This window comes from Nocardiopsis nanhaiensis (genome assembly GCF_054778635.1).
The window spans coordinates 20439-38364 of record NZ_BAAGZJ010000024.1 but is presented as its reverse complement, the minus strand read 5'-3'; the positions used below and the strand labels follow the sequence as shown (position 1 = coordinate 38364).

The 17926-nt window shown below is 67.9% G+C and carries 18 protein-coding genes; all 18 read right to left on the bottom strand.

What is annotated here, in order from left to right; genetic code table 11:
• Nucleotides 1–232: 232 nt before the first annotated feature.
• A complete protein-coding gene (locus tag ACYVD1_RS13810; RefSeq protein ID WP_460772008.1) occupies nt 233–379 on the bottom strand; it encodes a hypothetical protein in 147 nt (48 codons plus the stop codon).
• Complete coding sequence (locus tag ACYVD1_RS13805) at nt 366–920, bottom strand: NUDIX domain-containing protein (RefSeq protein ID WP_460772007.1); 555 nt, start codon at nt 918–920, stop codon at nt 366–368. Before ACYVD1_RS13805 ends, ACYVD1_RS13810 begins: the two co-directional genes overlap by 14 nt.
• Before the next feature lie 150 nt (nt 921–1070).
• The gene (locus ACYVD1_RS13800; protein ID WP_460772006.1) at nt 1071–2363 is read right to left on the bottom strand and encodes an MFS transporter; all 1293 of its coding nucleotides are present in this window, start codon (nt 2361–2363) and stop codon (nt 1071–1073) included.
• A complete protein-coding gene (locus ACYVD1_RS13795; RefSeq protein WP_460772005.1) occupies nt 2360–2998 on the bottom strand; it encodes a hypothetical protein in 639 nt (212 codons plus the stop codon). Before ACYVD1_RS13795 ends, ACYVD1_RS13800 begins: the two co-directional genes overlap by 4 nt.
• Nucleotides 2999–3298: 300 nt before the next feature.
• Entirely contained in the window at nt 3299–5311 is a 2013-nt protein-coding gene (locus ACYVD1_RS13790) for a hypothetical protein (protein WP_460772004.1), read from the bottom strand.
• Nucleotides 5308–5457, bottom strand: a complete 150-nt coding sequence (locus ACYVD1_RS13785; protein ID WP_460772003.1) for a hypothetical protein — start codon at nt 5455–5457, stop codon at nt 5308–5310. The genes ACYVD1_RS13790 and ACYVD1_RS13785 overlap by 4 nt, the downstream gene beginning before the upstream one ends.
• Nucleotides 5454–5783 (bottom strand): WhiB family transcriptional regulator, encoded by a 330-nt coding sequence (locus ACYVD1_RS13780; protein ID WP_460772002.1) that lies wholly within the window; start codon nt 5781–5783, stop codon nt 5454–5456. Before ACYVD1_RS13780 ends, ACYVD1_RS13785 begins: the two co-directional genes overlap by 4 nt.
• On the bottom strand, nt 5767–6357 hold the full coding sequence (locus ACYVD1_RS13775; RefSeq protein ID WP_460772001.1) for a Scr1 family TA system antitoxin-like transcriptional regulator: 591 nt from the start codon (nt 6355–6357) through the stop codon (nt 5767–5769). Before ACYVD1_RS13775 ends, ACYVD1_RS13780 begins: the two co-directional genes overlap by 17 nt.
• 32 nt (nt 6358–6389) lie before the next feature.
• A complete protein-coding gene (locus ACYVD1_RS13770) occupies nt 6390–7229 on the bottom strand; it encodes a sugar phosphate isomerase/epimerase family protein (protein ID WP_460772000.1) in 840 nt (279 codons plus the stop codon).
• 116 nt (nt 7230–7345) lie between these two features.
• Complete coding sequence (locus ACYVD1_RS13765) at nt 7346–10108, bottom strand: helicase associated domain-containing protein (RefSeq protein ID WP_460771999.1); 2763 nt, start codon at nt 10106–10108, stop codon at nt 7346–7348.
• Nucleotides 10109–10165: 57 nt separating this feature from the next.
• Nucleotides 10166–11953, bottom strand: coding sequence for an ABC transporter ATP-binding protein (locus ACYVD1_RS13760; protein ID WP_460771998.1), 1788 nt, complete (start codon nt 11951–11953; stop codon nt 10166–10168).
• Between the two features lie 452 nt (nt 11954–12405).
• A complete protein-coding gene (locus ACYVD1_RS13755) occupies nt 12406–12705 on the bottom strand; it encodes a hypothetical protein (RefSeq protein ID WP_460771997.1) in 300 nt (99 codons plus the stop codon).
• A gap of 304 nt (nt 12706–13009) precedes the next feature.
• Nucleotides 13010–13300, bottom strand: a complete 291-nt coding sequence (locus tag ACYVD1_RS13750) for a WhiB family transcriptional regulator (protein ID WP_460771996.1) — start codon at nt 13298–13300, stop codon at nt 13010–13012.
• 39 nt (nt 13301–13339) lie between these two features.
• Complete coding sequence (locus tag ACYVD1_RS13745; RefSeq protein ID WP_460771995.1) at nt 13340–14053, bottom strand: HAD family hydrolase; 714 nt, start codon at nt 14051–14053, stop codon at nt 13340–13342.
• Between the two features lie 41 nt (nt 14054–14094).
• Nucleotides 14095–14745, bottom strand: coding sequence for a DUF6879 family protein (locus ACYVD1_RS13740; protein WP_460771994.1), 651 nt, complete (start codon nt 14743–14745; stop codon nt 14095–14097).
• Nucleotides 14746–14816: 71 nt separating this feature from the next.
• A complete protein-coding gene (locus tag ACYVD1_RS13735) occupies nt 14817–15638 on the bottom strand; it encodes a carbohydrate ABC transporter permease (protein WP_460771993.1) in 822 nt (273 codons plus the stop codon).
• Nucleotides 15635–16588 carry a carbohydrate ABC transporter permease gene (locus ACYVD1_RS13730; RefSeq protein WP_460771992.1) on the bottom strand — a complete coding sequence of 318 codons (954 nt, stop codon included), beginning with the start codon at nt 16586–16588 and terminating at the stop codon, nt 15635–15637. Before ACYVD1_RS13730 ends, ACYVD1_RS13735 begins: the two co-directional genes overlap by 4 nt.
• Entirely contained in the window at nt 16581–17921 is a 1341-nt protein-coding gene (locus ACYVD1_RS13725; RefSeq protein WP_460771991.1) for an ABC transporter substrate-binding protein, read from the bottom strand. The genes ACYVD1_RS13730 and ACYVD1_RS13725 overlap by 8 nt, the downstream gene beginning before the upstream one ends.
• Between the last annotated feature and the right edge of the window lie 5 nt (nt 17922–17926).

Here is a 17926-nt window from a genome sequence, read left to right as displayed (position 1 = left end):
CATGGTCGCACCGAGCACGGGGTGGTGTCAGGCCGGCGAGGGCTGATCCCCACGAAATCGCCAATGACTGATGGAAAGGTGGAAATGCACCGGTGTTGTTCAGATTAGAAAAGCTCGCAGAGTTCAACCTTCCTCGCCTTTTCTCTGCTGGGCATCCACATGGAATCGCTACCCCAGAGGTCTTTCTGTAGCCTGGATGAAGGGTCTATTCATTGAGGCTTGCTCATGAGCCTCACTCGTTCAATAACGATGCTATCCCATGGAATGGATAATCACTGGCCTTTTTTCGAAGTTGCTCGATATCCTTCACTGGTGGCGATGGCGGCTGCATTCCCTTGCGCGCCTGTAGGGTGCTGACATCGCCCTCACGTTCGTTCATGTACGGCCGATGGTCGACGCCTCAGGGATGATGACGCCAGGTATTGGCCGATGCCAGCCATCGAAGCCGCGCATTCGACCAATCCGAGTGCATGCTCTGGGTGCAGCCAAGCGATCTCCAGATCGGCTTCACTCCCCTCCGGTGCGCTGATGCCTTGTTGTGCGCCGGTCACACACCACAGGCTCGTGCACGCTGCATCCAGGTCGGGGCGCATGATCACCGACTCCAGCGCATGCCATTGTCCCCCGCGCAAGCCGACCTCTTCAACCAACTCTCGGGCGGCGGCAGCCTGTGGCGTCTCGTCTTCGCCCACCGCGCCGCCGGGCAGTTGAAGCGCGGTGCCCGTCACGTAGTGCTCTTGGCACACGAGCGCGATCTGTCCGAATTCGTTGCAGGCGACGATGCGTACGAGATCGTAGCTGCGCATGTGCAGGTACTCCATCGGAGTTCCTGCGGGAGAGAGGACGCGGTCGCGATATACACGCAGCCGGGGATGTGTATATTCCTCCGCGCTCTCCAGGCGCTTCCAGTTGATCTGCACGTGCTCTCCTATGCATTTTGGGAACCACGCAGGGAATGATCATTCTTGATGGAATGATGTGGCTGCTCGTGTCGTGCTTCTTGAATAATTCTGAGGCATGTTCGGATTATTGGCGCGGTGGCGTTGGGTTTCTACGGCATGGGCGGAAATTCATGGGTGTTGGGCAGCGGAGTCGACGGGGCCGGGTGCGCTGACGCGGCGGTACAACAGCCCTACGAGCAGGGCCGCCACCACGAGCAGCACACCGCAGGCCGCTACTCCGAAGCGGGGGCCGGCGAGTTCGGCCAGCACCCCGACCAGCAGGCTGGAGATGGCCTTGCCGCCCGAGCCGGCTGCGAACCAGAGCCCGCTGAGGCGGCCTTGCAGGTGTTCGGGTGCGTGCAGGTTGATGAGTTGGGCGGCGGTCTGGTGGGCGTAGGCCATCAGGGAGGCGACCGCGGCCAAGACCAGCACCAACCACAGCCAGGGGGCCATCGCCACGGCGATGAGGACACCGCCCAGGACGGTGACGATCCGGAGCAGCAGGCGCCCTGAGGGGGTGTAGGACCCACCACCGGTCAGGAGTTGGCTGAGGATCCCTCCCACCGCCAGCGCGACCCCGACCCACCCGAGCACCCGGGCTTCCTGGTCAGGGTTGGCGGCGAATTCCGACAGGACCAGGATCTGCAGCCCGGATTGGATCGTGCCCATCGCGATCATGCCCACGGCAGCTCCCAGGAGCAGAGCGGCCATCACGTCAGGGTCTGCGCGGATGTGGCGCACCCCCTCGAGGATCCCTCCGCGCTGGGTCCCGGCACTGGCAGAGCGCGTGAGCCGGTCGTGGGGGCGGATGCACCAGATGAGGATGATGGGGGCCAGGGCGGCACAGGGGGCCAGCCACATCACTCCGGCCACACCCCAGATCGGAATCAGGATCCCTGCCAGAGCGGCTCCCACCAAATTGCCCGATTGCCAGGTCAGCGAGTTCAGGGATCCGCCGGATTTGCGGGGGTGCAGGCCTGCGGTGTTGGTCTTCGGTAGGACTTCGCCCAGGAAGGCCTGCTGAAGCGGGTTGGACCAGGCCGTCAGAATGCCGCTGAGAAACAGCAGCGTGTAGACGTTCCAGAGTTGGGCGGTGCCGGTCAGTGCCACGCCCGCTAGGGATGCGGCGACCAGGGCGCCCAGGACCTGTTGGACCAGCATGGCCCTGCGGCGGTCCCACCGGTCCACCTGTCCGCCCAGGAAAGGCCCGAAGAGGATGGTCGGAATGAACTGGATGGTGATGACCGCGGCGGTGGGAAGCGCCCCACCATCGGTGATCTGCCAGACCAGGTATGTGGTGGCCACGGTCAGGGCGCCCCCGGCGATGAACGAAATCGCCTTGCCCAGGAACATGAGCCTGAAACCCCGGTAGGTCAGGGCCAGGAAGAGCTGTCGCCAGGACCACGGCGCGGGTGCCGTCATCGGTCCACCTCCGTTCCGCCGAGGTGGAAGGTGGCCAGGGTGTCCCACCGGTACTGGTGAGCGGTCGCGTCTTGGAGGACGTTGGCGAGAACCAGGGTGTTGACGGTCCACGGCACCGGTGTGGTGTGGGTGGCCTGCGCGTAGGGGGTGGAGTCCGTGGCGCTGGTGCAGTAGCCGGTGGTCAGGTGCGGCGAATTCGGGGGGTGTTGCAGGGCCTGGTGGCCCAGGGTGGCGGCGGTTGCTTGGACGACGGCCTCGTCCACCTTTTCGAACCCCCGGTCGGGGTCGTTGATGTGCAGGAGTGTGGACCACCGGTTCACTGTGGGTGTGCACTGCACAGTGAACGGCTCAAGCGGGGTGAGCGTCTCGCGCAGGGCCTTGAGGTAGGTCTGGCGTTCGCTGTCCGATACCGCGGTCGGGTCCAGGCTGAGTTTGCGCACGGTGGCGTGTAGCCAACGGGCCGGGACCGCGGACAGGTGGGCGGCCAGGGGGTCGGTGGTGAGACGGGTGTGGTGTTGGTGCAGCAGTGCGGCGAGGTCGGCGTTGGCGGGTGCGTGCAGGCGGGGGACCGCGTATAGGTGCCAGATCCGCCTGTGTGGTGGCCATCGTCGTGGGCCGTCGATGAAGCGTTCCATGTCCATTGTGTTGGCCTTTCATGGTTGGGGGTGGGGCAGGCCCTGGTCGTCCTCGGTGTGCTCGTCGGTGTCGGAAACGGTGAGTTAGGCCGGTTGGATGGTGCGCACGCGGTGTCCCCTCCAAGAGCGGCGGTGGGGATGGTGGTGGCTGTCCATGGCCCCCACGGGGATGTGGCAGGGCGAGGCGGTGGAGTGCAGCCACCACAGAGCCCGGCTCCCGTCCAAGTCGTGACTGATGTGGGTGCGAAAGCATGGTGCGGCGCCGAGGTTCTCACCGCGCAGGGGCGCGGTGCCCATGCGTCAGTGTGTGGGCGCACCCAGTTCTGCCAGCTGGGCCGCGGCCTTCTGCGCGACAGGATGCTGGGAGGGCACGCGGTGGTGAGCGCGCTGCAGGTGGCCGATCTCCTCGGCGGTCTGGCCGCGAGCGCGGGCGAGCGCAGCCAGGTCCAGGTGCACACTCGCCTCCTGAACGAGGGACCCGCAGATGCGTGCGGCCGCCAACGCCTGCAGGGCCACCATTTCCACTACCGGCAGCTGCCCTGGGTCGTTCCGGTCCAGGAGCAGGGCGATCATGCCCTGGGCCGAGCGGGTGGCCTGGTACACATCCGGCGGGTCCAGCTCCAGGAGGGTCCGGTAGGAGGAGGTGAACGCCGCCAGGGCTGGGCTGGTGTGGCCCTGACGGGTGTGGATCTCGCCCAGGCGCCGGCGTTGCAAGGCCGCTCCGCGCATGTTGGTGATCTGCTCGTGCAGGTGCAGGGAGCGGGTCTGTGCCTGTTCGGCCTCGGCCAGCTGGTCGAGCTGCGCGAGCAAGGTCCCGATCGATTCGTAGGCCGAGGCCACCCCTTGGGTGTAATCGGCCTGCTCATAAGCCTCTTTCGCCGTCAAGTTGAGATCCAGGGCGGCCTGCCAGTCAGGATGGACGGTGGTGCTCAGGCGCTGGAGCATCAACCCCAGAGCGCGCCCGTCACCGGTGGCGCGGGCCGCCTCCACCCCCCACCGGTACAGCTCCTGGGCGGCTGCGGGTGTGCGCAGCACCACGTAGGTGCCGATGTGGTCGCAGATCATCCACACCTCGGGGCGGCCGTGCTGGTGCAGCAGGCGGGCCGCGGCGAGGATGTTGGCCAGCTCGGCGTCCAGCCAGTCCAGCGCCTGGGCACGGGTGGCGAACCAGGCGTCGCGTTCCTGTGCGGCGCGGGCCAGTTCGGACCCGTGGGTGTCGGCCCTCCATCGCCAGGGGTTGAGTATCAGCTCGGCTCCGGCGATGCGCACCCGGTAGAAGGATGCGAGGGACTCCAGCACGCGGGCGTGGGCGTGGGGGGTGAGGCGGTCTTTTAGGTGCGCGCGCACCTGGTCGTGGACGGTGTAGCGCCCGTGTGCGCCCTCCTCCAGGAGGCGGGCTTGGCTGAGTTGGTCCAGGACGTCACGGGCCTGGTCGGGGGTGGTGTCCAGGAGTGCGGCGGTGGCGTCAGTGCTCACGGACGGGCCGGGGAAGGCGGCCACCGCGGCCGCGGCGGTCACAGCCTCTTCCGGGAGTTCGGCGAGGATCTGATCGATACGTGCGGACACGGTGATCTCCTGTTCAGTGAGCGTGGGCTGCAGGGTGCGGGTCAGGGCCGCGGCGGTGAGGGTGGCGGCCAGGGGTAGCCCTGCGGATGCGGTTACGGCTTTCTGGAGGACGGGATCGGGCAAGGGCTGGTCGACGAGTTGGGTGATGAGGTCGGTGACCGCCGCATCTGGCAGTCCGGGCAGGCTCGCACACCGGCCCCCGAGGGTGACGAGGTCGTCGAGCCCGTGGTGGGCGGTGGCGATCCCGGCACAGTCCGCACCGGCCGGGAACAGCTCCTCGGCCGCCTCGCAGGTGGTGTTTTCCACCACGATCAGCAGGCGCCGGGTGGCGGTGGCGGTGCGCCACAGGGCCCGGAGCTGGTCGGGGCTCTGAGGTAGGTGGGTCTGGCCCAGGGCGAGCAGCCACCCCCGCAGGACGGTGTCGGGGCTGGTGCGTGCCAGGTCGGTGTACAGGGCGCCGTCGGGCCACCGGTCACGGTAGGTATGCCCCCAGGCGGTGACCAACGCGGTCTTTCCGACCCCCGAAGGGCCCTGCACACCGACCCGCATGGGGCCGTGCCGGGCGACCCAGGCACGGTTCAGCCAGCTGCTGGCCTGCCCTCGGTCCAGGAACAGGCGTGCAGCAGGCAGTTGCCAAGGCACCGCGGAGGTCTCGGGGGTTGTGGTGGTGTGCAGGTGTACGTTGCCGGTGATGCTGCGCGCCTGCACAACGGTTCCGGCGACGCCGTGCAGGTGGTTGGCGCTCATCGGGTGCCCCCGGGGCGGTGGATGAGGGTGCGGGCGACGAGCAGACCGTGGTCACTGCGGGCGTTGAGGTGCACCTCGTAGCCCTGGGCAACCACCTCGACCGCGTCGTCGGCCAGGATCTGGTCGATAGCATCTGTGAGGGTCACGGGGCGGCCTCATCGTTCAGGCCAGGGGGTGGGCTGCTGATCCTGGCGCGTTCGGCCGGGGTGGTGCCGCCCCAGATGCCGTAGGGCTCGTTCGCGGCGAGCGCCCATTCCAAGCACACCTGTCGCACCGGGCAGCCCCCACACACCTGGCGGGCGCGCCAGCCTCCGCGGCTGTAGGTGGGAAACCACGCCGTCACGGGTAGCCGTGGCTCCTGGGTGCAGGCGCCCTCGCGGTAGATCTGCGCCGGTAGGGGTGGTGTGTTGGCCCACTGGCGCACCAGCTCCCGTTCCAGGGCGGCGGTGGTGGTGTCACTGCGCTGCGTCACCGCGCTCGGCCCCCTTTCCGGTAGAGGCCAGCGTGTGGGGCAGGTCAGCGGCGGCCTCGAACAGCTCCTGGAAATGGTGCTGGTAGGCACACACCATCTCTTTGGGGGTCACCAAGCGACCGGCCGGAGTTTCCAGGTTGACCACCGACGTGCCATCGGCGTAGGTGAGGAACTCGAACGCGCCGGTCCAGGGCACAGGGCTCTCCCCGCTCAGCACCCGCACCCGAAGGTGTTGGGCGCACTCGACAAGGAATCTTCGCTGCTCCTGCTGCTGCCCGAGTCCGAGCCAGGGGGCGTACAGAGCGCTTTCGGTCATCAGGTAGCGGTGCTGGCGGGGGTGGGCGCGCACGCGGTGGCCGCGCTCCAACCGCACGCGCACGGCCTGCTCCAACGCGTCCTCCTCGCGCACGCCGCAGGCGGCCAGGCCAGCGCGCGCGTAGGCGCTCATCTGTAGCGCGCCCGGGACGACGGCTGGACTGAAGGAGTCGATGGCGGCGTCGGTTTCGTCGGCGCTGAGTGCGGTCTGGCTCTCCAAGAGCAGCTGTGACAGTCCTGGCGTGACCGCGGTGGTCATAGGGCGCTCTTCCTCTCGTGTGGTGGTTGGCCTCAGGCCGCCCGGATGGAGGGGCTGGCGTCGGCGTGGTGGTGTGCAGGTACTGGAGGGACGGCCACCAGGTCCGCCCCGGGCAGAGCGCGGATACTGGGGTTGGTCACGGCCAAGGCCAGCGGGCCCACCTGTGTGAGCGCGGTGGTCAAGGAGACCCAGGGCAGGGCCCCGGCGCCGGGCATGAGCCGGTGGGCGGGCCACCACTGGCGCACCGGGAGCTGACGTGGGCAGGGGTCATCGGCCACCCGCACGTGCCGCACGGGGTGGCCCATAGCGGAGATGTGTTCGGGGTGGGCTCCGGTCGCGGCCCAGGACACCGCGTCCACGCACACCCGGACCCGGGCGGGGCGAGGGCTGAGACGGTCCAGGAGTTCGGCGACCTGGGGCAGGGTGCGAATTCCCGGGGCGAATCCGCTGCCCTGGGCGGGGGTGTGCCCGCCGGGGGTGCCCAGCGCCTCCACGGCGAGGCGGACACCGTAGTCAGCGGCCGTATCGGCCAGGGTGCGCAGCCGTGCCAGGGTGGCGTTCTCGGCCTGCTGGTAGGGGGCAGTGATGGTGTGGTCCAACGTCACCACCGCTACCGGGCAGCCGATTTGGTACAACGATGCCAGCCCTTGGTGGAGTTCGCGGTGGTCCAGGTCCTGGTGCAGGAGGAAACCGGGCAGCAGACCGGTGGCGGCCACCGGTTGGACCCGGTGCTGGGCCAGTGCGCGGGCCACCACGCTGGACCCTTCGGCCAACACCTGGGGCAGGTGGACTTCCAGCTGTCCCAGCCCGGGGGAGCCGGCCAGGGCGATCTGCTCGCTCAGGGTCCGGCGGGGCATGCTGGTCCAGCTCAAACAGCCATGCCACAGAGCGGAGGTGCCAGGGGTGTTCCTCATGGTGCGCACAGGTGGTGCGGACGAGGGGGACACCCTTGTCGGAATGGTGGGCATGCTGGTCTCCTCCTGAGCGGTCATGCGGGGTCTTGTGCTTCACCTGCGGGGGTAGACCAACCGATGGTGCGCAGACGGTCCTGTTGGTCAGGGGAGAGCTCGTTCCAACGCGCCCTTTGGCGTTTGAGCCAGTCACGCACCATGAACCCGCCGGGTCGGTGAGTCAGGGGCACGTTCACGTGGCCGTGGGTGCTGAAGAACGCCTCGGCGAGAGCGAAGGCCTTTTCCCAACGTTCGCGCCGGGACAAACGCGAGGGTGCGGAGGGTGTTGCGCCCATCGCGCGGAGCCGCTCCTGCTCGGCTGGGGGGAGTTTGTCCCACGAATCCTGCTGGTGTTTGATCCACTGCCGCAGGTAGATGCCCTCGGGTTTGTGGGAGGAGGGCACATCCAGGTGGCCGTGGGTGCTGAAGAACGCCTCAGCGTGAACGAGGGCCTTTTCGCGGTTCTGGGTGCGCGAGACCAGCTGGGAGGGCGAGGCGCCGCTGGCTTGGAGCCGGTCCCGCTGCTCGCAGGACAGCTCGTCCCAGGTCTGCAACTGGCGCATGACCCAGGTACGCAGATGGATGCCCTCGGGTTTGTGGGAGGAGGGCACATCCAGGTGGCCGTGGGTGCTGAAGAACGCCTCAGCGTGAGCAAAGACCTTCTCCCACCGTGCTCGGGTCCAGGTGCGATCGGGGTTCTTCGTGCGATCCCATACGAAGCCGCGCTGGTCATGCCAGGCCTGTTCTTCGTCGGACATCTCGCCGCGGTTGTGGAGTACGCGCTTGTACCCGGCCCGCACACCCAGCGGGTAGCCGTCCTCTTCCACTTGAGAGCTCGGGATGCTCAAGTGGCCCTCCCGAGCCAAGAACGCCTCGATCGCCGCACCGTATTGGGGGTCCACCACGGGCGGCGACCAGACCATCCCCGCGGCCTCCCACAGAGCCACATGGGCAGGGGACAGCAGCCCTTTGGCGTACTGGCGTTGGGCGTAGCGTATGGCGTGACCCAAGGCGTATCCCCGCGGTGTGACGTAGGTGGTGGGCACGTTCAAGTCGCCGTGCTCACGCCGGTACAGGTGGGCCTCGTCGAAGGCGCGCACCATCTTGTAGGGGAGCACGTCCCAGTTCATGCCCGCGGCGGTCAGCTGTGTGACGGCGTAGGAACTGCGGTGCCCGCCTCGGTACCGTTTGTGCACTTTCCTGATCCACTGGCCCAGCGCCAGCCCGTCCGGGGTGGCGTGGTCGCGGGGGACGTAGGAGGTGCGGTGGGTTTCGACGTAGGTGCGAAACGCAGTCAGGTACCGTTCGGTCTCGGCGTGTGGGGTGAGTGCGTCGACCGCACGTACCGTGATGGCCTCGGCGAAGCCGGGCGGGGTGGGGATACCGGTCAAGCTCCACCAAGCGGGAAACGTGCCGGTGCTGCCTGCGGACACCTGGGTGGAAGCACTGGACCAGGGGCGGGGACGCAGCGCCTGCTCGAAGAAGGACTCGTCGAGGGCTCCCAGGACACGCAACGCGGCCCACAGGGTTCCCCATCCGCCGTCGGCGAGGACATCACCGAGGTGGCAGGGGTCGGTCTGATCGGACATCACCACCGGGAGCACGAACAAGGCCACCTTGTCGGGCCGGTCGGGGTCGATGCGCAGCGCACGGCTGAGCATCTGCACACCGGCCTCCAATGAGCTGAGCTGGTGGGTGATCACCGCCGTGTCACAGGCGGGCACGTCCACGCCCTCGCGGAACAGCCCGACCGAGGACAGCGCCCGAATCTGGTGTCCCTGGACGGGAGCGGTGAACTCCTCCAACACCCGGCTGCGGTGGTGCTGGGGATGGTCTGCGTTGAGGTGGCGGGACCACACCTTCGTGGGCAGGCCCTCCCCATCGAGGAGGGTTGCCACCTGGGGCAGGGTGCGCGCCCACAACCGCGCCTCGGTCAGTCGGGGATGAAACGTCAGCGCCCGATGGTTGCCAACCTCCCTCATCGCCCGCATCACCGCGAGCTGGACGGCTACCACCTGGGCCGAAAGTGCGCCCGGTGCCTGACCGCCCACCTTGAGGTATTCGGAGCGGTCGATGAGGGAGCGGATCTGGTCGTGGGTGATGACCGGACTCGCCACCCGGTAAGGGGCCAGCAGACCACGGTCGATGGCTTCGGCGAACCCCAGGGTGAAGGAGCGGGGGCCGAACCGGTCGGGGTCGTCCATCGTGACCAGTCCCTGCTCCCCCGAGGTGGACGGGGCCAGAACCCGAGGGGTGGCGGTGACCCCGTTGCGGTAGCGGACCGGCAGATGGGCATCGTCCAGGGCCCGCGCCCACTCGGGAGAGCCCACCAGACGGTGGGCCTCGTCCAGCACGGCCACTTCCCATTCGGGGAGGCCGTGGTCGCGGTGGGCGCCGATGAGCGTGTCCAACGCTTGGTAGGTCGCCACCACGGTCACACGGCCCGGGGCGTTCAGGACCGCTTTGGCCAGTGTGCCGGGGTCAGTGGTCTGTAGGACGTCGATGTCGTTCAGACGCCGGTCGTAGATCACCGACGGGTCCGAGCACACCGCGATGACGGTGCCCAGGTTCTCGTCGCCCAGGTTGCGGAAGTCACCGATGCTCTGGGGCACCAACGACACCCGTGGTACCAGCGTCAGTACTCGTCCGCGGGGTGCAAGGTGGTCCTGTAGGGCTCGACCCAGGATGGTTTTTCCGGTGCCGCAGGCCAGCACCTGGAAGCTCTTGTTGGTCTGAGCGAGGGCGGTGAGGGCTGCGCTCAGTGCTTCTGATTGGTGGGGGAGCAGTCGGTAAGCAGGCAAGGAAGGTCCCTGAAATCACTCACGTAACTGAATGGGCGGGCGTAGAAGGAGTTCAGCTCAAGGGGACGGCTCTGGTCTGGATGAGGCGTAGGCGTTGGCTTGCAGGGTGAACAGCTCGTGGTAGCGGGCGCCGAACGCCATCAGTTCGGAGTGGGTGCCGTGCTCGACGACCCGACCGTGGTCCAGCACGAAGATGCGATCGGCCATCTGCACTGACGCCATCCGGTGCGTGATCAGCACGACTGCGGCCCCGGTGCGGGTGGCGTGTTCGCGGATGGTGTCGAAGAATCGGGCTTCGGCGCGGGCGTCCAGCGCTGAGGTGGGCTCGTCGGCGATGAGCACATCAGCCTTGCGGTACAAACCGCGGGCCACGGCGATGCGCTGCCACTGGCCGCCGGAGGGGTTGACGCCGCTGGCGAAGGTCGTGTCGAGGAGGGTGTCCCAACCCCTGGGTAGGTCAGCGATGACTTCGTCGGTGCCGCTGAGACGGGCTGCTTCCTTGAGCCGGTGCGTGTCGCAGTCCTGGGCCATGGTGACGTTGCGTTGGGCGGATAGCGGCCAGCGCGTGTGCTCCTGGATGATGACGCTGATGTGCTCGCGCACATCTGGGCCGATCGCGGTGAAGTCGACGTCGTTCCAGGTGACCGCGCCCTGTTGCGGGGTGTAGAGGCCACCCAGCAGGCGCGCCAGCGTCGATTTGCCCGAACCGTTTTCGCCTACGAGGGCGATGGTCTCTCCGGCCCGGATGTCCATGCTCACGCCCTTGAGCGCGGGGTGTTTACCGGTGGGGTAGGAGAAGGTCGCGTCGCGTACCTGCAGCCGTTCCAATTTCTTGGGTGCTGGTGCGGTCGGGGTCGGCGGCAGTTGGGCGCGGGCCAGGTCGCAGTACTCGGCGAAGTCGTTGAAGTACAGGCCTGACTCGTAGACCCGGTTCAGGCTGTACAGGAGTTGTTGCATCTGGCCTTGGGCGCGTTGGAGAGCCAACACGGCGGTGCCTACGGCGGCGAGCGGCATCGCACCCGCCACCAACAGAACGCCCAGGACTGTGTAGGTGAGGGCGGTCGCTGCGGCGCTGGCCATGCCACCTACGGCGCGTGTGCGTGTCTGGCGCCAGGCCACCGCCAGCATCTTCTGCCGCTCTCGGTCGGCCAACAGGATGTATTCGGCCATGAGCGAGTGGCGCATGGTGTAGGAGCGCAGTTCGGCTGCGGATTCGCGCGAGGCCATCCGGTCTCCGAGAATGTACCTGCGCCGTCGACCCGTGCTGATTTCGCGTTGGGCCTGGTAGGCCATCCGGGCGGCCCGGGTAGCGGCCCACCCCAGGGGAACGACACTGACGGCCAGCAGGGGTAGCAGGACCGGGTGCAGCACGGCCAGTACCCCGGCCAGGGAGATCAGGCCCACCAGCCCGGCGATGCCTTCGAGGCAGGCGGTGACCATACGCGGTACCTCGTACATGCCACGGTCCCTGGCCCGATACATCGCATTCGCCCACTCCTCGTGGTCAAAGGCGCTGAGCTGGGCTTGCGTGGTCAAATCGAACAGTTCTACCTCGACGAGGCGCTCGATTTGGGTGCCCATGCGTGCCAGCGCCCACTCCGAGACCAAGCGGACGGTTCCCGACAGGGCCGCGACCCCGGCCACTACGGCCACTGCGGGCAACGCGGCCGCCACACGGTCCTCGATGGGGCCCGCTGCCAGCAGGGCGTCGAGCACCCAGGTCACCGAGGACAGACTCACCGCGGCCAGGACGGCGGCGATGGTGCTCGCGATCAGGGCCGTCAACAGATCCTTCTTGTTCGCCCTCCAAGCCCATCCCACGGCGGCCGCGGTCAGGGCAGGCATGCGGGTGAGTTTGGTCCACAGGCGTGTGCGAAAGAGCTGGTCGTCGAATTGCCGCCAGGGCGGAGCGTTCAACTCCTCATCCTGGTCTTGGCTGCTCTCGGGAACGTTCGGATCGGGTTCGGAAGGCTGTGAAGACAAAGTGGAGCTCCAGATCGATCGGTGCGCGACCAGGGCTGCGCATTTTCAGGTCCGGGGCATGGAATTGGTCACGGTCGTGCAGGGGTGCACGCCAGGGTGCACAGCAGTTCAGAGGCGGTTTGCGGGGGGTATGGGCCGCCTTCTTCGGCAGCTCCTTGCCGGTAGGGAGAGGACCATTGCAGCGACCGCATGGGTCGTTGGTGCCCCTGGCACAGCTCTTCGTGCCCAGGTCAGGGCCGCGCGGTGACCGGACAAGGGGTTGGTGGGCCCCGCGCGGCGGTCTGGGGGTGGGGCGGGCAGGACAGGACGGTTGGTCATGGGTCCACCGGCCCTCGGGCCAGCCGCTGGCGTGACCGTGCGCCTTGGACGTCCAGGGCCTGTGACGCCGCCCGCAGGAGTTGCGCTGGGTCCTGGTAGGGGCCGAGTTGGTGATCGGTGGCTGTGTCGGTGACCAACCACCAGCTTTGGTCGGGGTCTTGGCGCAGCCCGATGCTGTGGCCGAAGCGGGACACTCGGATCTGGCCCTGCTTACGGTGCAGACTCAGGCCGCTCTTGCGGGCGGCGGTGAGCAAAGGGTGGTCGGGGGGTGAGGTGGGGCGGTTGAACCCGGGCATCAGCACTCACCCATCCGCCGGTGTGCGCGGGCCGCTGCGGTGGTGAGCTGACGGGGGCAAGGCTGCGGTGTGCTCGACCTCGGCCATGAGGTGGAGCAGTTCCGTGGCGCTGGCATGGGTGAGGGGGTCCACGATTTCGCAGCCCAGGTAGAAGGCGACGTAGGCGCGGTGGTAGGGAGCCCACAGGATCCACCACCGGCGATGGCGGGCATCCAGTTCGGCCGCGTGTGCGTACCGGCGGGGGTCGATCCCCAGGCGGAACTGGTGAGGGGTAGAGGGCAGGGGTGGGACATCGATCCTCCGTTCAGGCCGCGGTGTGAGCTTCGAGGTGGCGTTGGTCGCTCTGCTTGGCCTGGTGCAGGAACGCAGACCAATCACGCACGTCGGGGTGGCGACGCCGCAGGTTGCGACGCTCGCGTTCGGTCATGCCACCCCAGACGCCGTATTCGATGCCCGCCTGAAGTGCCTCGGCAAGGCAGGCAAGGCGCATGCCGCACGGAGTACAGATGCCTGCGACCTTCTTCTGCGCGGCGCCAGGGACGAACAGGGAGTCGGGGTCAATGTCGGCACTTCTGCATGCGGCCTGGGCACTCATAGAGACTCCTGGGGGGGCGGGGATTTGAGGCGGCTGGGGTCAGGGGGTCGGGCGTGCGGGAAGGAGCATGTCGGCGAGTTCGTCCACGGATGCCAGGACTGCGTGTGCGCCCAGCCGCTTGGCACCGGCAGGGTCCTGGCCTGCTCCGTGGGGCATCACGGGCAGGGCGTGCATCCCGGCCGCGCGAGGTCCGGCCACATCGGTGATGAGGTCGCACCCCACCCACACCACCCGTCCCGCGGGGCAGGAGGTCAGGTGCAGCAGGTGGTGGTAGAAGGCCGGGTTGGGGGCGGCCACGCCGAGCTTGCTGGAGGTGACCAGGGCGATGTCGCCCAGTCCTGCGTCGGCCAGGTGTTTGGCGCGCTGGTGGTGTGGGCGGGCGGTGTTGGTGGCCACCATGACTCGGTAGCCCTCGTCGATCAGGCCGGTGAGCAGGGCGGTGGCCTGGATGTCGATGGGAGCGTCCCCGGCCTGTTCCCAGACCAGGTCTGCCACCTCGGTGGCCGGGAGCGGGCACACCAGCTGGTGGTGGGTCAGAGTGAGGTCGATCAGATCGGCCAGGGCGCGGGCGTGGGTCAGGGGCCAGGTCGCCAGACGCTGGTCGTAGTCGGTGCGTGCTGCTTCGGGCAGGTCCACTCCGTGCCGGTCGAGGACTTGGCGCAGGTGGTGGCTGTGCGGGCGGTGGTCTATCTCTCGGGGCGGGGTGAGAATCCCGCGGTAGCCGAACACCAGCGTGTTGGGTGCCAGTGCCATGGGTGCCTCCAAGCGGACAATGACTGGGGGTGGTCGACGAATCAGCTCTGGGGTGGCCTCGGCCGGGCTTCCGGTGTGCGGCGCCGTTCTAGGCGGGAGTCTGCGTAGAAGGATCCGAAGTCCTGAGCCTGGTCCCACCACGCCTCCAGGCTCGGCAGGACGACCTCGCAAAGGCGGGGATCGTCCAGGCGCATGGCTCCGTCGGCCACCTGATCGGCCCTGGCACAGAGCCGGAAGACGGTGTGGCCATAGATCGTGAACTCAGGCACCGTAGGCAAGGGCACCTCGATCACTCGCACCTGCTCGCCGCACTCGGCCAGCACACGGGTGGCTTCGAGCGCGAACGCGGTGGAGGCACCGATGGCCACGGGCGCCACGACCAGGCGGCGCAGGGTGAGACCGGCCTCGTACCGAATCATGCGCTGGGCCTGCACCGTGGGCCGGCGGCCGGCCAACAGGTTGAGCGCTGTGCGGTATCGCCCGGCACACCAGGCCTGCCAGGCCTGGTCGTGGGGTGGGCGGGTGGACAGGGTGTCCAGCTGCCAGGCGATACCCCGGGTATGGGCGGCGGTGCGTAGGTGCGCGGTCTGTTCCAGGTAGGTGGCCCGGTCCAACCGGGTACCCGTAGCGTTGTTGATCAGCGCCAATACCTGCTCATCGAGCCTGGCGGGCTTCAGGGTCGGGGTGGTCATGGTTGTTCCTCGAAACGGAGTGGGCAACAGGTGGTAGTGCCGGTGGGCAGGACAAGGTGCATGGGGCCGCCTTACTTGATCGCGCCGTGGGTCAGACCGTGGACGAAGCTGCGCTGGAAGGTCAGGTAGACCACGACGATCGGGGCGATGACGATCAGGCTCGCGGCCGCGAGCAGCGGGATGTCGGTCCCGTACTGGCCCACGAAGAGCCCCAGGCCCGTGGGAGCGGTGCGCATCGCGGGGTCCTGCATCATCACGAGCACCAGCAGGAACTGGTTCCACGACCACATGAACACCAGGACCGCCAGGGTGGTGATCGCCGGCCAGGAGATCGGCAGCAGGACGCGCACCAGCACGGTGCTGTTCCGGGCGCCGTCCATCCGCGCGGCCTCCACGAGCTCCTTGGGCACACCCGCGAAGTGCGACTGCATCCAGTAGACGCCGAAGGGCAGGAACAGGGCGATCTCGGCGAGGATGACACCGAGGTAGTCGTTGGTCATGCCGACCTCGCGCAGGTTGAAGTAGAGCGCGATGACCAGCAGCTCGACCGGCAGGGTCAGGCCGAGGACGAACCCGATCGACAGCACGCGGTGGCCCCACACCCGCAGGATCGACAGCGCGAAACCCGCCATGGTGGCGAAGGCGACGGTCAGCGGCACCACGCCCACGCTGATGATGAGGCTGGACCGCATCAGGTCGGTGAAGTTGCCCGCCTCCCACGCCAGCTGGAAGTTCTCCCAGGACCACTGGTCCGGAAGGCTGACGCCGCTGACCTGGCTGTTGGAGGGGTGCAGCGCGGCCAGGACGATCCCGACGAACGGCAGGAGGATGAGGACGGCGAGGAGGCTGAGGAGCCCGTAGCGCAGGACGGTGCCGGGCGCGTGCTGGTTCAACTGTCCTCCCGCGCGAAGTACCGGATCGTGCCCACGAGCGCGATGACGAGCAGGGTCAGGACCACCGCGAGCGCGCTCGCCGCCCCGATCTGGCCCTCGTTGAAGGCCAGCCGGTACACCAACAGGGCGGGGACGTTGGTCTGTCCGGCCGGTCCGCCGCCTGTGGTAACGAACACCAGGTCGAAGCTGGCCAGCGCCGCGATGGTGGTGATGACCGCGGCGATGCCGATCTCCCGGCGCAGCCCGGGCAGGGTGACGTGGACGAACCGCCGGAAGGCTCCGGCCCCGTCGATGGCGGCGGCCTCATTCAGGGCCGGGTCGATGCGTTGGGCGCCAGCCAGGAACAGCACCATGCACAGCCCGCTCATGCACCAGGTGCCGATCAGCCCCAGGGCAATGAGGGCGAGGTGGTAGTCGCCCAACCAGGCCCGGGTTAGCAGACCCAGCCCCACCAGGTCTAGGACCTGGTTGATCATGCCGCCTTCGCTGTAGAGCCAACGCCAGGTGATGCCCACCGCCACCAGAGGCAGGATCTGGGGCAGGAAGAAGACCGTGCGGAAGAAGGTCATCCCCCCGCGCGTCCTGCCGAGCAGCAGAGCGGTGAGCCCCAATCCCACCGCGATGGGCAGCAGGGAGAAGAACACGATGAGAACCAGGCCGTTGAGAAGGGCTGTGGCCAGCAGCGGATCGGTGAGTACCCGCAGGTAGTTGGCCAGCCCCGCCCAGTTCGGCGGCGACACGCCGTCCCAGTCCAGGAAGGAGAACCACACCGTGCTGGCCGCGGAGTAGAGCGCGACCCCCGCGTAGATGCCCAGCGCGGGCAACAGGTACAGCCAGGCCCGCACCCTGGTTCGGCGCAGTGGGCGGGCACCGGGGCGCCCGCGGCCCGCCCGGTGGGCCCTCAGGGCCACCGGGCGCGCCGAGGCGCTGGCCAGAGTGTGACTACGCATCGTTGTGTTGGGCCCACTCGTGCTGCAATCCGGCCAGGAAGTCGTCGGGGTTGTCCTCCTGGGCGATCAAGCCCTGCACTCCCGAGGTGACCTCATCGAGAATGCCCGGGGCGGCGATGTCGGGGAAGGGCACGATGCTGTCAGCGCCCGCGACGGTGTCGAAACCGTGATTGACCGTGTTGAGGAGCCCGTAGGCCTCGGTGTCGGCGTGCAGGTCCACCGGCATGAACCCGGTCTCCACCTGGATACGGGCCGCCTCGGGGGAGACCAAATAGTTGAGGAACGCGGCGGCCACATCCGGGTGCTCGGTGGTCGAGGAGAGGGTGTAGGCGACGCTGGAGCCGGAGGCTACCGGCGCCTGGTCGGCCGACTCGCCGGGCATGAGGAAGAAGGACACCTCGTCCTCCATTTCCGCTTCCAAGGCCAGCGCCGCCCAGTTGCCGCTGATCAAGAACGCGGACTCGCCGTTGACGAAGGCGGCCTGGGCATCCTCATCGGAAACGGCGTTGGCGCCGGAGGGGACGTATCCGCGCTCCACCCACCGAGCGAAGGTCTCGGTGGCCTCCAAGGCCCCGTCGGTATCGATGCTCGCTTCCGGGCTCCCATAGACCCAGGCGCGGTACTCGTCGGGATCGGCGATGGCGTTCAACAACGAGCACCACACGAAGTTGGCGCCGGTCTCCAGGCCGCCGACGGAGAACGCCTCGATGCCGGCCTCATCCACCGCGGTCAGTGTGTCCTCGAGCTCGTCCAACGTGGTGGGGGGCTCGCTCACCCCGGCCTCCTCCAGGAGTGTGGGGTTGTAGAACACCCCGAGGACGGACAGGGCGCCGGGGACCGCATACAGGCTTCCGCTGCCGTACTCTTCGGCGTCCTCGGTCAGGGTCAGGGTGTCCACCGTCGAGACGGGGATGGATTCGTCCCACCCGTAGGCCTGGGCGTACTCGTCCAGGTTGAGCAGATGCTCGCCGGGGACCAGGGACCGCATGGCGCCCGCGTTGTACTGGGCGATGTCGGGGGCGTCCCCGCTCATCTGGGCGTTGATAGTGGCGATGTAGTCCACGAAGGCGGTGTGCTGCAGCTCGATGTTCACGTTGGGATAGATGGTCTGGAATCCCGCGACGAGTTCGGGGGCGGGTGGATCATCGGCGTAGGCCAGGGTGAGGGTGGCTTCCACGTCGGTGCTGATGGCGGTGGAGATCGTCTCGGGGTCGCTGTCGCGGTCGGTGCCGCTGGACAGGGTGGCGCAGGCGGTCAGGGCGAGTGTCAGAGTCAGGCCGGTCGCGGTGAGGACCCAGCTCCGGGGTGTGTGGTCGGTGTCTGTGGGGGGCATCAGGG